This window comes from Bosea beijingensis (genome assembly GCF_030758975.1).
Lineage (GTDB): Bacteria > Pseudomonadota > Alphaproteobacteria > Rhizobiales > Beijerinckiaceae > Allobosea > Allobosea beijingensis.
In genome coordinates this window covers 898715-912225 of the sequence record NZ_CP132359.1, presented here as the reverse complement: position 1 = coordinate 912225, position 13511 = coordinate 898715, and the positions used below count along the sequence as shown (strand labels likewise).

The 13511-nt window shown below is 65.9% G+C and carries 14 protein-coding genes; 10 read left to right on the top strand and 4 right to left on the bottom strand.

Annotation, left to right across the window (positions count from 1 at the left end; genetic code table 11):
- Positions 1–18 precede the first annotated feature (18 nt).
- Complete coding sequence (locus tag Q9235_RS04455) at positions 19–1083, top strand: COX15/CtaA family protein (RefSeq protein ID WP_306225576.1); 1065 nt, start codon at positions 19–21, stop codon at positions 1081–1083.
- 76 nt (positions 1084–1159) lie between these two features.
- Here the strand turns inward: Q9235_RS04455 and Q9235_RS04450 are convergent, their stop codons facing one another.
- From Q9235_RS04450 to Q9235_RS04440, 3 genes are all read right to left on the bottom strand, one after another.
- Complete coding sequence (locus tag Q9235_RS04450) at positions 1160–2437, bottom strand: O-acetylhomoserine aminocarboxypropyltransferase (RefSeq protein WP_306225575.1); 1278 nt, start codon at positions 2435–2437, stop codon at positions 1160–1162.
- Between the two features lie 88 nt (positions 2438–2525).
- A complete protein-coding gene (locus Q9235_RS04445) occupies positions 2526–3056 on the bottom strand; it encodes a CoA-binding protein (RefSeq protein ID WP_306228115.1) in 531 nt (176 codons plus the stop codon).
- Between the two features lie 175 nt (positions 3057–3231).
- Positions 3232–4047 (bottom strand): enoyl-CoA hydratase, encoded by an 816-nt coding sequence (locus tag Q9235_RS04440; RefSeq protein ID WP_306225574.1) that lies wholly within the window; start codon positions 4045–4047, stop codon positions 3232–3234.
- Positions 4048–4137: 90 nt separating this feature from the next.
- Here Q9235_RS04440 and Q9235_RS04435 point away from each other — a divergent pair, with 90 nt between their 5' ends.
- The 8 genes from Q9235_RS04435 (at position 4138) to Q9235_RS04400 (ending at position 10446) form a co-directional block, all read left to right on the top strand.
- Entirely contained in the window at positions 4138–4566 is a 429-nt protein-coding gene (locus Q9235_RS04435; protein WP_306225573.1) for a PaaI family thioesterase, read from the top strand.
- Between the two features lie 205 nt (positions 4567–4771).
- Positions 4772–5236 (top strand): 50S ribosomal protein L13, encoded by a 465-nt coding sequence (gene rplM, locus Q9235_RS04430; RefSeq protein WP_047574119.1) that lies wholly within the window; start codon positions 4772–4774, stop codon positions 5234–5236.
- A 2-nt stretch (positions 5237–5238) separates the two neighbouring features.
- On the top strand, positions 5239–5718 hold the full coding sequence (gene rpsI, locus Q9235_RS04425; RefSeq protein ID WP_306225572.1) for a 30S ribosomal protein S9: 480 nt from the start codon (positions 5239–5241) through the stop codon (positions 5716–5718).
- A gap of 157 nt (positions 5719–5875) precedes the next feature.
- Positions 5876–6628, top strand: coding sequence for an SDR family oxidoreductase (locus tag Q9235_RS04420; RefSeq protein ID WP_306225571.1), 753 nt, complete (start codon positions 5876–5878; stop codon positions 6626–6628).
- A 52-nt stretch (positions 6629–6680) separates the two neighbouring features.
- The gene (locus Q9235_RS04415; protein WP_306225570.1) at positions 6681–6959 is read left to right on the top strand and encodes a hypothetical protein; all 279 of its coding nucleotides are present in this window, start codon (positions 6681–6683) and stop codon (positions 6957–6959) included.
- Between the two features lie 15 nt (positions 6960–6974).
- Entirely contained in the window at positions 6975–7931 is a 957-nt protein-coding gene (gene speB / locus Q9235_RS04410) for an agmatinase (protein WP_306225569.1), read from the top strand.
- Positions 7932–8304: 373 nt separating this feature from the next.
- Positions 8305–9240: an N-acetyl-gamma-glutamyl-phosphate reductase gene (gene argC, locus Q9235_RS04405; protein ID WP_306225568.1), complete on the top strand. Its 936-nt coding sequence runs from the start codon at positions 8305–8307 to the stop codon at positions 9238–9240.
- 105 nt (positions 9241–9345) lie between these two features.
- Positions 9346–10446: a helix-turn-helix transcriptional regulator gene (locus tag Q9235_RS04400; protein ID WP_306225567.1), complete on the top strand. Its 1101-nt coding sequence runs from the start codon at positions 9346–9348 to the stop codon at positions 10444–10446.
- Between the two features lie 370 nt (positions 10447–10816).
- Here Q9235_RS04400 and Q9235_RS04395 read toward each other — a convergent pair whose 3' ends face one another.
- On the bottom strand, positions 10817–11665 hold the full coding sequence (locus Q9235_RS04395; protein WP_306225566.1) for a fumarylacetoacetate hydrolase family protein: 849 nt from the start codon (positions 11663–11665) through the stop codon (positions 10817–10819).
- A gap of 430 nt (positions 11666–12095) precedes the next feature.
- Between Q9235_RS04395 and Q9235_RS04390 the strand changes: the two genes are divergently transcribed.
- Positions 12096–13442: an OmpP1/FadL family transporter gene (locus Q9235_RS04390; protein ID WP_306225565.1), complete on the top strand. Its 1347-nt coding sequence runs from the start codon at positions 12096–12098 to the stop codon at positions 13440–13442.
- Positions 13443–13511 lie beyond the last annotated feature (69 nt).

The following is a 13511-nucleotide window of genomic DNA, read 5'->3' as shown; positions in this document are numbered from 1 at the left end:
GCGACCGAAAGCCCACCCGTGACCCTAGCTCTGAACCAGACTGCCGGCGATCGCGCCAGGACTGATCATGCCGGCATCCGCCGCTGGCTCTGGATCGTGGCCGGGCTTGTCTTCCTGATGGTCGTGGTCGGCGGCGCGACAAGGCTGACCGGTTCCGGCCTCTCGATCACCGAATGGAAGCCGATCACCGGGGCGATGCCGCCGCTCTCCGCCGAAGCCTGGGCCGAGGAATTCGGCAAGTACCGCGCGAGCCCGCAATACCAGCTCCTCAACGAGGGCATGAGCCTGGGCCAATTCCAGTTCATCTACTGGTGGGAATGGGGGCATCGCCAGCTCGGCCGCTTCATCGGGTTGATCTATCTCGCGGGCTTCCTCGTCGTTGCCTTGCGCCGCCTGCTGCCGGCCCGACAGATCGCGACGTTGTTCGGCATGGGCCTGCTGCTCGGCCTGCAGGGCGCGATCGGCTGGATCATGGTCGCGTCGGGCCTGCAGCCCGGCATGGTCGCGGTTGCGCCGGTGAAGCTGACGCTGCATCTCACCTTCGCCGGCCTGTTCTTCGCCTCGGTCATTGCCTTCGCGACGGCGCTGACGCCGTTGCGTCGGGTCGAGCCGGCGCGGTGCAGGGCGATGGCCTGGCTGCTGCTGCTGCTGCTCTTCGTGCAGATCGCGCTCGGCGGGCTCGTCGCAGGCTCGAAGGCGGGCTTCACCTTCAACACCTGGCCGTTGATGGACGGCGTGCTGGTGCCGCCGGGCTCGCAGCTCTTCGCCCAGTCGCCGTTCTGGGAGAACTTCGTCGACAATGTCGCGCTGGTGCAGTTCAACCACCGCATCGGCGCCTATATCCTTTTCGCCGTCGCCTTGTGGAACGTGCTGAAGCTGCGCCGCGCCGCGCCGGGATCGGGCAGCGCCAAGCGTGCGACCGCCATCGCCGGGCTGGTGCTGGCGCAATCGGCGCTTGGTATCGTCACGTTGCTGCTGGTGGTGCCGCTCTGGGCCGGCCTCGCTCATCAGGCGCTCGGCTTCGCCGTGCTGGCGATGGGCGTGGTCCATGTCACCCGAACGGAACAGGCGGCGCGGGCGTAAGGAGCGCCGCCCGAGCATCTCAAAGAGAAAGGCGCCGTTTCCGGCGCCTTTATCATTTCAGGGATGCGCGTTTCGATCAGGTCAGCGCCTGATCCAGATCCGCGATCAGGTCCTCGACATCCTCGAGCCCGATCGAGAGGCGCACCACCTGAGGGCCGGCGCCGGACGCGATCTTCTGCTCGTCGGTGAGCTGGCGATGCGTCGTGGACGCCGGGTGGATCACCAGCGAGCGCGTGTCGCCGATATTGGCGAGATGCGAGAACAGCTTGAGGTTCGAGACCAGCTTGACGCCGGCGTCGTAGCCGCCCTTGAGCCCGAAGGTGAAGACCGCGCCGGCCCCCTTCGGCGTATAGCGCTTGGCAAGCTGCTCGTACTTGTCGCCGGCCAGGCCGGGATAGCTGACCCACTCGACCGCCGGATGCTTCTGGAGATGCTCGGCAACCTTCTGCGTGCTCTCGCAGTGCCTCTGCATGCGCAAGGGCAAAGTCTCGATGCCGGTCAGCAGCATGAAGGCGTTGAAGGGCGACAGAGCCGGGCCGAGATCGCGCAGGCCGAGCACGCGGGTCGCGATGGCGAAGGCGAAGTTGCCGAAGGTCTCGCCCAGCACCATGCCGTTATATTCCGGCCGTGGCTTGGAGAGCATCGGGTAGCGGTCGTCGCCGACCCAGTTGAACGAGCCGCCATCGACGATCAGGCCGCCGATCGAGTTGCCATGGCCGCCGAGGAACTTCGTCGCCGAATGCACGACGATGTCGGCGCCATGCTCGAACGGGCGCAGCAGATAGGGCGAGGCCATCGTGTTGTCGACGATGAGCGGGATGTTGTGCTTCTTGGCGATGGCGCTGATCGCGGCGATGTCGACGATGACGCCGCCCGGATTGGCGATCGACTCGATGAAGATCGCCTTGGTCTTCGGCGTCACGGCGGCGGCGAAGCCTTCGACATCGTCCGGATCGGCCCAGATCACGTTCCAGCCGAAGCTCTTGTAGGAATGGTTGAACTGGTTGATCGAGCCGCCATAGAGCTTGCGCGCCGCGACGAACTCGTCGCCCGGCTGCAGCAGCGCGTGGAAGCAGAGGAACTCGGCCGCATGGCCGGACGCGACGGCGAGCGCCGCCGTGCCGCCCTCCAGCGCCGCGACGCGCTCCTCCAGCACCGCGTTCGTCGGGTTGCCGATGCGGGTATAGATGTTGCCGAAGGCCTGCAGGCCGAATAGCGAGGCGGCATGGTCGACATCATCGAAGACGAAGGAGGTCGTCTGGTAGATCGGCGTGGCGCGTGCGCCCGTCGCTGCGTCGGGGGCCGCTCCGGCATGGATGGCGAGTGTGCTGAAACCCGGTGCGCGGTCGGTCATGGTTGCTCCCTGACAATCTGACGTCGAAAACGGATCGTTCGATTTAACGAACGGTTGGCGAGGCGTCAATTCGAGAGCGGCAGGCCGGTCAGGTCCCCGGCCGGTGGATCGTCAGCTTCTGGAAACCCTTGCCGGCAAGCACCGGCTTCTTGGCCGAGAGAATGCGCGAATTGATGCCTTGCCAGCCGATCTCGCCGGAAAGCCGGCCGTATTCGATCTTCGGGCAGCGGTTCATGATGACGGTGACGCCCTTCGCCTCGGCCCGCGCCGCGGCCTCGTCGTTGCGCACGGAGAGCTGCATCCAGATCACCTTGGGCAGGGGATCGAGCGCCAGCGCCTCGTCGGTGATCGGGCCGGCCGCTTCCGAATTGCGGAAGATCTCGACCATGTCGATCGGGCCGGGAATGTCCTTGAGCGCGGCATAGACAGTCTTGCCGAGGATCGTCTGGCCGGCGAGACCGGGGTTGACCGGAATGACGTCGTAACCCCGGTCGATCAGGTACTTCGTCACGATCCAGCTCGGCCGCGCCTCGTTGGCGGAGGCGCCGACCAGCGCGATCCTTTTCACGGATTTCAGGATGTCGCGGATCAGGCTGTCGGGATAGGCGTCGTGGTTCATGAAGCTGAGGCTCAGCGGCAGGGAAGGCGCAGGATCGATATAGGCTGCAACAATCACGCCGTCATCTCGGACGCAGCGATGCGGAGATCCGGAACCCATTCCGGAGCGTTTCCAATGGAGGTTCCGGCATGGATTCCGGGTCTCCCTCCGGTCGCCCGGGATGACGTGGAGGCTGCTACTTTCCCTCCCACACCGGCGCACGCTTCTCGACGAAAGCGCCGATACCTTCCTCGGCGTCCCGAGCGAGCATATTCTCGACCATCACCGCCGAGGCGTGGTCATAGGCCGCCTTCAGCCCCATCTCGCGCTGTTCGTAGAAGGCGCGCTTGCCGATCTTGACCGTCGCCGGCGATTTCGAGGCGATGATCGCGGCCAGCCGCTGGGCCTCGGCCAGCGCCTCGCCGGCCGGCACGACGCGGTTGACGAGGCCCATGCGCGCCGCCTCGTCCGCCGGGACCATCTCACCGAGCAGCAGCATCTCCAGCGCGTGCTTGGCCGAGAGGTTGCGCGAGAGCGCAACCATCGGCGTCGAGCAGAACAGCCCGATATGGACGCCGGGCGTACAGAAGCGGGAGGCCTCGCCCGCGACCGCGAGATCGCAGCTCGCGACAAGCTGGCAGCCGGCCGCCGTCGCCGTGCCTTCGACGGCTGCGATCACCGGCTGGGGCAGGGCGGTGATCTGCTGCATCATGGCCGAGCAGCGCCCGAGGATATCCGTGAAATAAGCCCGGCCCCGGTCGGCATCGGCGCGACGGGCCGTCATCTCCTTGAGGTCGTGCCCGGCGCTGAACACCGGCCCGGCTGCCGCGAGAATGACGGCCTTGACCGAGCGATCGGCCACGATCGCGGTGAAAGTCTCGCTCAACGCCGCCAGCATCGCCTCGCTCAGCGGGTTGCGCGCCTGCGGGCGGTTCAGCGTCAGCGTCGCGACGCCGCCGGCATCCTCGCGCAGCAGGACGGGCGCGGCTTCCGGCTTGTGATGGGCGTTCATCGGGCTCCCCTTCCGCAATTCCGCCTATTGTCGGAGCCGGTCGGCCATGCTGCAAGGGGAGAAGTCCCGCCTCAGCCTTCGGTTTTCCGCATGACGACCCGCATGAGCGCCTCCGAGATCGACGCCTATCTCGACGAGGTTTTCCCCCAGCTTCATCATGGCGGGCGCACTTATTTCATCGAAGAGGTCGGGCCGATGACGGCCCGGATGCGCTGCGACTACCATGAGAAGCACCTGCGCCCCGGCGGCACGATCTCGGGCCCGACCATGATGGCGCTGGCCGACCTTGCGCTTTATGCGGCGATCCTCGCCCAGATCGGTCCGGTCGGCCTCGCGGTGACGACGAGCCTCAACTTCAACTTCCTGCGCAAGCCCGGCCAGGCCGCGCTGATCGGCGAAGCGAAGCTGCTCAAGCTCGGCAAGCGGCTCGCGGTCGGCGAGGTCTGCCTCTATTCGCAAGGGGAACCGGACATGGTCTGCCACGCGACCGGGACCTATTCGATCCCTGCCGGGCGTTGAGCGGCACGCGGTCCCAACCGCAGCGCAAAATAATATGCGGTATCCTGATACCGTTTTTTGCAGTCTATTGAAAAATCGACGTTTTCTGCTTTTGAGTGGCGATCGTAGCGCTTGACAGCCGGCTTCCTTGCCCCTATCCCGACGCCACACCGCCGCCGGGCTCTCCGGCGGCTTGTCCTTTTTTACGCAACCGAGGGGTACCGCGATGAAGACCACCGTCTCGCTCAAGCCCGCCGATGTCGAAAAGAAGTGGGTTGTGATCGACGCCTCCGGGCTCGTCGTCGGCCGTCTCGCCTCCGTTGTGGCGATGCGTCTGCGCGGCAAGCACAAGGCCGCCTACACCCCCCACGTCGACTGCGGCGACAATGTCATCGTGATCAATGCCGAGAAGGTCTCCCTGACCGGCCGCAAGCGCGAGCAGAAGAACTACTACCACCACACGGGTTTCCCGGGTGGCATCAAGGAGCGTTCGGCCAAGTTCATTCTGGAAGGCCGCTTCCCTGAGCGCGTCGTCGAGAAGGCCGTCGAGCGCATGCTGCCGCGCGGCCCGCTCTTCCGCCAGATCCTCGGCAACCTGCGCGTCTACAAGGGCGCGGAGCATCCGCACGCTGCCCAGTCGCCGGAGGCGCTCGACGTCGCCGCGCTCAACAGCAAGAACAAGAGGGTCTGACCGTGGCTGAAGTTCTGCAGTCTCTCTCCCAGCTTGGCGACGTCGCCAAGCCCGCTCAGCCGGAAGCTCCGGTCCACGTCAAGAAGGTCGATGCGCAGGGCCGCGCCTATGCCACCGGCAAGCGCAAGAACGCCATCGCCCGCGTCTGGATCAAGCCGGGCTCCGGCAAGGTCACCGTCAACGGCCGCGACCAGGAGATCTACTTCGCTCGCCCGGTGCTGCGCCTCGTGCTCAAGCAGCCGCTGCAGCTCGTCGATCGCCTGACCCAGTACGACGTCATCGTCTCGGTCAAGGGCGGCGGTCTCTCCGGCCAGGCCGGCGCGGTGCGCCACGGCATCTCCAAGGCGCTGACCCATTATGAGCCGGAGCTTCGCGGCCCGCTCAAGAAGGAAGGCTTCCTGACCCGCGACTCGCGTGTCGTCGAACGTAAGAAGTTCGGTAAGGCCAAGGCCCGCCGCAGCTTCCAGTTCTCGAAGCGCTGATCGTTTCCGGGATTACCGGTATGCGGAAGGGCGGCTCGCAAGAGCCGCCCTTTTCGTTTCTATTGCTCTTCTATCTGTCCCAGCCCTCATCCTGAGGAGCCGTTCCCACGGGAATAGCTCCTCAGGATGAGGGCTGTGTCTCGTGAAGGAGCCCGCCATGACCCGCCCCGTCCTCCTCGTCACCGGCGGCAGCCGCGGCATCGGCGCCGCGACCTGCATCATGGCGGCCGGGCGCGGCTACGATGTCGCGGTGAACTACCAGAGCAACGCCAAGGCCGCTGCCGAGGTCGTCGCGGCCTGCGAGGCGGCGGGGGCGGAGGCTGTGGCTCTGCAGGGCGACATGGCGAGCGCGACCGACATCATCCGCGTCTTCGCCGAGGCGAAGGCGGCGCTGGGGCCGTTGACCCATGTCGTCAACAATGCCGGCATCACCGGCAAGTCGGGCCCGCTTGCCGAGGCCGATATCGCGATCATCCGCGAATGCATCGACGTCAACGTCACCGGCGCGATCCTCGTCGCGCGTGAGGCGGTCCGTGCTCTCATGGCCAACGAAGCTGCGGAGGGCAGGGCAATCGTCAACATCTCCTCCATCGCGGCGGAGCTGGGCTCGCCAGGAGAATATGTCTGGTACGCGGCGTCGAAGGGCGCGGTCGATTCCCTCACCATCGGCCTCGCCAAGGAGCTGGCTGGTCAGGGTATCCGGGTGAACGCGGTGGCGCCCGGCATCACCGAGACCGAAATCCACGCGCTCTCGACCGGCGAGGCTGGACGCGTCGCGCGGATCGCGCCGCTGATTCCGCTGAAGCGCGCAGCGACGGCCGATGAGATCGCCGAGGCGGTCCTGTTCCTGCTCTCCGGCGCTTCGAGCTACACGACGGGCATCATCCTGAAGGTTGGTGGTGGACGGTAGTTTCGGCGGCAGCCACTCGCGTGCTGTCCGGCTCTGATGTAGCAAGAGGCCCATGCGCGTCCTCCTCGTCCTGATCGCTTTCGGCATGATCGCGGTGCCGGCCCTGCTGATGCTGGCCCGGGAGGAGCTGCCGCGCGGGCGGCGCATCGCGCGGGCCTTGGTCATCTTCCTCGCGCCGGCCATTGCGCTCGGCTTCATCCACGGCGTGCCGGAGCTCGACGGGCGCGCACTCAACAACCCGAACGCCTGGACGATGCTGCGGCTCGTCCTGACCGCGCTCGCGCTGATCCTGCCCTGGTGCCTCTATGTCTGGTTCAATGCGCGCCGCTGACGATCCGAGAGGCACATGACCGAAGCCACCGACAAGCCGCCGATCGACCATGCCTTCACCGGGGACAGGCGCGGCGGCGCCGCCGACCCGAGCTATGCCGGCGCGCTCTCCTTCATGCGCCGCCGCTACGGCAAGGACGTTGCCGATGCCGATCTGGTGATCTGGGGGGTGCCTTTCGATCTTTCCGTCACCAACCGGCCGGGCACCCGCTTCGGCCCGCAGGCGATCCGCCGCGCCAGTGCGATTTTCGACGGTGACCCGCAATATCCCTCGGGCATCGACCCCTTCGCCCGGCTCTCGGCGATCGACTATGGCGATTGCGCCTTGCCGCGCGGCGATCTTCAGGGCTGCGCGCGCGCGATCGAGGCCGAAGCCGCCGGCATCCTCGCCTCGGGCGCCCATCTCGTGACGCTCGGTGGCGATCACTTCATCACCCTGCCGCTGCTGCGCGCCCATGTCGCGCGTCACGGCAAGCTGGCGCTGATCCAGTTCGACGCCCATCAGGACACCTGGGACGATGGTCCGGGCGGAATCGGCCATGGCAGCTTCGTACTGGAGGCGGTGCGCGAGGGATTGATCGATGTCGAGCGCTCGATCCAGGTCGGCATCCGCACGGTTGCGCCGCGCGATTGCGGCATCGCCATCATCGGCGCCTATGAGGCGCAGGAGCTCGACGTGGCCGGCACGGCAAGTCGCATCCGCGAGCGGGTCGGGGAGGGCGCGGCCTATCTCACCTTCGACATCGATGCACTCGATCCCGCCTTCGCGCCCGGCACCGGCACGCCGGTCTCCGGTGGCTTCACCGCGGATCAGGCGCTGCGCATCCTCTGGGCGCTTCGCGATCTCGATATCCGCGGCATGGACGTGGTCGAGGTCTCGCCGCCCTACGACCATGCCGACATCACCGCGATCGCAGCCTCGACCATCGTCCAGCATCACATCCAGGCGCTGGCGCTGAAGCGGGGCGGCTGAATCGGTTTGAGAGGAGGTGCGGCGAAGCGATTCAGATGAATCGCGTTTTCGAGATTGTTCGCTGCTTGCTCGGGCTTGACCCGAGCCGCTCATGACACGGAGATTCCTGCCCCTCCTTCCGCAAGAGCCTTTCGGGTCTGCGCTTCGCTCCACCCGAGAATGACGCCGGCCTCCAAGCTTTGATTGACACCCGGCCCAAGCGCGAACATATACGGTGCCATGATGACGAGCTTCATCCGACGTCGCCCTGTCCAGGCCGCTCCGGCGCGCCCGCGATGACGCTCGGCTGACGTCCGAACGCCCGCGACCGCGCCATGGAGCGCGGTTTTTTTATGCCCTTAGCCGACTTGCCTGCCAGCCACCGGGGTGCCCGATGAGCCAGAACCTGAAAACCATCTTCATCGACGGCGAAGCCGGCACGACCGGTCTCGGCATCCGCGAGCGCCTGGCCGTGGTGCCCGAGGTCGCGGTCAAGAGCATCGATCCCGACAAGCGCAAGGACCCGGCTGCCCGCAAGGACATGATGGCGAGCGTCGATCTCGTCGTGCTCTGCCTGCCCGACGATGCCGCCAAGGAATCGGTCGCGCTCGCCGATCAGCTCGGCTCCGACGCGCCCAAGATCGTCGATGCCGCGACGGCTCACCGTGTCGCGCCGGGTTGGGTCTATGGCTTCGCCGAGCTTGAGCCCGGCCATGCCGAGAAGATCGCCAAGGCCGACCGCGTCGCCAATCCCGGCTGCTATCCGACGGGCGCGATCGCGCTGCTGCGGCCGCTTGTCGATGCCGGGCTGATGGCGCAGGACCATCCGGTCACCGTCAACGCCGTCTCCGGCTATTCCGGCGGCGGCAAGTCGATGATCGAGGATTTCGAGACCGGCGTCGCCCCGGCCTTCGAGCTTTACGGCCTCGGGCTCCGTCACAAGCACCTGCCCGAATTGCAGGCCTATGCCCGGCTGACCCGGCGGCCGATCTTCGTGCCCTCCGTCGGCAATTTCCGGCAGGGCATGCTGGTCTCGGTGCCGCTGCATCTCGACACGCTGCCCGGCCGGCCGAGCGCGGCCGATCTGCATCACGCGCTGGCCGAGCGCTATGCCGGCTCGACCTATGTCAGCGTCCTCTCTCAGGACGGCAAGAACGGCAAGATCGAACCGGAAGCGCTGAACGACACCAACAAGCTGGAGCTCACGGTGTTCGGGCAGGACGATCTCGGCCAGGCGGTGCTGGTCGCGCGGCTCGACAATCTTGGCAAGGGCGCGTCCGGCGCGGCCGTTCAGAACATCCGCCTGATGCTCGGATTGCCGGAGGGCTGAACTTTCCGGCTGCGAGCGCGTTGCACCATCAACCAAGACCTGTGTTTTGACGAGACTTTTTGGCGTCGGGCGGGATAGTTTGGTTGTCCCACGAGAGGGAGCGACGTGACGGGCAGCGAGTTCGAGAATGCGTTGATCGACGGCATCTACGAGGCCGCGATCGTTCCCGAGAGCTGGCCCGCCGTACTCCGCGACACGGCGCGGATAGCCAGTTGTCGCGAAGCATTGCTGGGGACCGTGCTGCATGACGAGGCACGGCTTATCGGCTCAACGCCCGAATTCACCGATGGTTACGAGGAGGTGCTGCGCCGCATCCCCTTCGCCGTCAACGAGCGGGCCCAGCGTCTGCTCGCGCACGGCCGGCTCGGCTTCATCACCGACGAAGATGTCTTCAGCCGTGACGAGATCGCGCATGAGCCGGTCTATCAGGACATCCTGATCCCGGCCGGATACGGTTCCGGGGTGGCCACGGTGATTACGGCGCCCACCGGCGACACCACGATCGTCCATTGCGAGCGTTCGTTCGCGGAGGGCACCGTCGATGGCCAGGCCATTGCGGCGCTGGACCGTTTGCGTCCGCATTTCGCCCGGGCCGGGCTGCTCGGGCGCCGCCTTGCGATGGAGCGCGCCCGCGCCGCATCTCAGGCGCTCGAACTGATGGGTCTGCCGGCTGCGGTTCTCGGCCTGCGGGGCCATGTGCTCGACGCCAACACACTGTTCCAGGATCTGACTCCGAGCGTCTTCCTCGATCGCACCGCCCGCCTCGCCCTGAGCTATGCTCCGGCCGACGACATGCTGGCCAATGTGATCGCGGGATTCTCGCGGACGGACCTGCCTCAGCCCATCCACTCCGTGCCGATTCCGGCCTGGCGCGGCGCGAACCCGATGGTCGTGCATGTCGCGCCGGTGCGCGGACGCGCACGTGACATCTTCTCCTTCGCCGGTGCCATCATCGTCGCGACGCCGGTCACTGTGGGCGCGGGACCGGATGCAGGCCTGATTGCAGGCCTGTTCGATCTTACCCCGGCCGAGGCGCGGCTGGCCGCGGTCATCGCCGCCGGCCATCCGCCGCGGGACGCGGCGCTGCGTCTCGGCGTCACCGAGGCGACCGCGCGCACGACCCTGAAGCGAATCCTCGCCAAGACCGGCACGCGCCGGCAGGCCGATCTGGTGGGCTTGTTGAAGAGCGCTGCCGGGCCAGGCTGATGCGGCAGGGGAAAAAGCGCGAAATCCCTTCGCAATCATGAGGAAAATCGATCACCGGGCTGAAACATCGGCCATTTCCGGCCGTGGCGAGGCAGAATGACGCCTGGGAAACTCCCATTTGGGGGATGGCAGGATTTTCCGACGAGGCCATGGTGGTGGTCCGCAACGAGGCTGCAAGGCCACAGGCGAGTATCCGCTTGCACTGCCGAAGCTAGGTCAAGCAGCTTCGGCAGTGCCTTTTCGCGTTGGCGTCCTTGTTCCCCGCATCGGCTTCGTGGCCGGGTGAAGCGCCCACCGGGTGTCGGTATGACCCGGCGCCGGTATATGACTCCACCGACATGAAAAGGGGCGCCGCAGCGCCCCTTCCGGATCAGCCCTTGTAGGGCACGAAATTCTGCCTCTGCTCGCCGAGGCCCTCGATGCCGAGAGTGACGACTTCGCCGCCCTTCAGGAAGCGTGGCGGCTTGAAGCCGAGGCCGACACCAGGGGGCGTTCCGGTGGTGATGACGTCGCCCGGATCGAGCCGCATGAACTGGCTGATATAGTGGACCAGATAGGCCGCGCCGAAGATCATCGTCTTGGTCGAGCCGTTCTGCACGCGCTCGCCGTCGACCTCGAGCCACATGCCGAGATTCTGGATGTCCTTGACCTCGTCGGTGGTGACGAGCCAGGGGCCGAGCGGCCCGAAGGTCGGGCAGCCCTTGCCCTTGGCCCACTGGCCGCCGCGCTCCTGCTGGAAGGCGCGCTCGGAGACGTCGTTGCAGACGCAGAACCCGGCGATTGCCGCCATGGCCTTGTCTTCCGGGATATAGGAGCCGCCGTCGCCGATCACGATCGCAAGCTCGACTTCCCAGTCGGTCTTTTGCGAGCCTTTCGGGATGATCACGTCGTCATTCGGTCCGACGATGCAGTTCGGGGCCTTGTTGAACAGGATCGGCTCCTTCGGGATCTCGGCGCCGGTCTCGGCGGCGTGATCGGCGAAGTTCAGGCCGACGGCGATGAAGTTGCGGACATCCGCGACGCAGGCGCCGATGCGCGGCGAACCGGACACCAGCGGCAACGATTCCGGCGAAAGCGCCTTGATCTTGGCGAGCGAGGCAGAGGTCAGCGCCTTGCCGGCGAGGTCGGGAATGACGCCGGACAGGTCGCGCAACCCGCCCTTGGCATCGAGAAGGGCCGGCTTCTCCTGGCCGGATGCGCCGTAGCGGAGCAGTTTCAAGGTGTTTCCCCCGTTTCAAACGATCTAAATGGGTGAGGGGATTCTGATCGGATGCCGGCTGGAAACACAAGCCCATCATCGCGCATGGGACATCCGCAAGGAGCAGGCGGCCGGATTGTTGCCCGAATGCAACGGGGCTTCCCAAACCGACGATTGACCTTGGGGTAGCCTAAGGGATCGGGGCGGGCCGGAAATGCGCGAAAACCGACAATAGTTCTTATATAAACGATATCTTTCTGAACAATCTCGCCGACGCATGTCCGAAAACCGGTGATTTTGAGCAGTTTCCGGCTCTCTCGGGCTGAATTGCGGATGTCTTGCGGCGATTTCAGGGCGGCAGAAGCAGGATTGCGGCGGGAAACGGCTCGGGTCATGGTTCGAATCAAGCGGGGTGTCTGGCCTCGAAGAACCTAGAACCGGGATGGATTCGATGAAGGGCCTTGTTCGTACCGCCGCAGCCGCCACCGTCTCGCTCGCCGCCTTGCTCGCGGCTGGAGCGGCTTCGGCGAGCTCCTTCGCTATCCGCAGCGGCCAGAGCGCCGAGGGTCTCGGCATGGCCTATGCCGGCGCTGCCGCTGGCGGCATCGGCATGGGTTCGATGGCCTGGAACCCGGCGACCATCACCATGTTCCCCGGCCGCAACAGCCAGTGGAACTTCACCTATCTGCTGCCGCAGGGCGAATACACGCCGACCCAGGGCACGCGCGTCTCGGTTGCGCCGGGCGTCACGGTGCCGAACACCGCGCTGGGTGGCAGCCCGCTCGGCACCGGCGAACTCGGCGGCGATGGCGCCTTCATTCCCGCGTCCTACTCCGCCTGGCAGCTCAACGACCGGCTCTGGATCGGTATGACGACCGGCGCGCCGTTCGGCCTGCGCTCCAAGGCCGACAACACCTATAACGCTGCCCAGACCTATGGCCGCTCGGCCAAGGTGCGCTCGATCAACGTCTCGCCGACCATCGGCTACCAGCTCAACGACTGGATCTCGATCGGTGCCGCGCTCCAGGTCCAGTATTTCAAGGCCAATCTGAAGCAGGCGACCGGCCTGACGGCCGCTGCCGGCAATGCGATCCTCGATGGCGACACCATCGATTTCGGCTATCGCTTCGGTGTGAACCTCACGCCTTGGCAGGGCACCAATATCGGTATCGCCTATCGCTCCTCGATCCGGCAGACGCTCGAAGGCAAGTTCTGGCTGCCCAACGCCGTGCTGCCGATCAGGGCGAACCTGAATCTGCCCGACTCTGTCGTCTTCGGCGTCTCGCAGCAGATCAACGACCAGTGGCAGGCTCATCTCGGCGTCGAATGGACGAACTGGAGCCGCTTCCGCCGTATCCCGATCGTCAGCCAGCTCACCGGCCTGCCGGTCAACAGCCTGAACTTCGTCTATGACGACTCCTGGTATTTCGCTGCCGGTCTCGAATACAAGTACAACCGCGACCTGACGCTGCGCGCCGGTGTCGGCTACGAACTCTCGGCGGTCAACGACACCAACCGCACGGTCTATATCTCCGACAACGACCGCCTCTGGCTCTCTGCCGGTCTGAGCTACAAGTTCTCGGAGAAGATCAATCTCGACCTCGGCTACACCTATATCCATGTGAACAAGGCACGCGTGAACTACGGCCCCGGCCATCCCCAGTTCAGCCCGGCCGCGCCGGTCATCTACGCCGCGGAGGCGAAGCCGCAGGTCCACATCATGTCGGCCGCGCTGACCTATCGCTGGGACAACCCGATGGAGACGATCCCGGTTCGCCCGGTCGTCCGCAAGAACTGAGCGGCATCGCTCCGACGCAAAAGAGCCGGCCTTCGGGCCGGCTTTTTTGTTGCCGTTATCCCGCCGGTT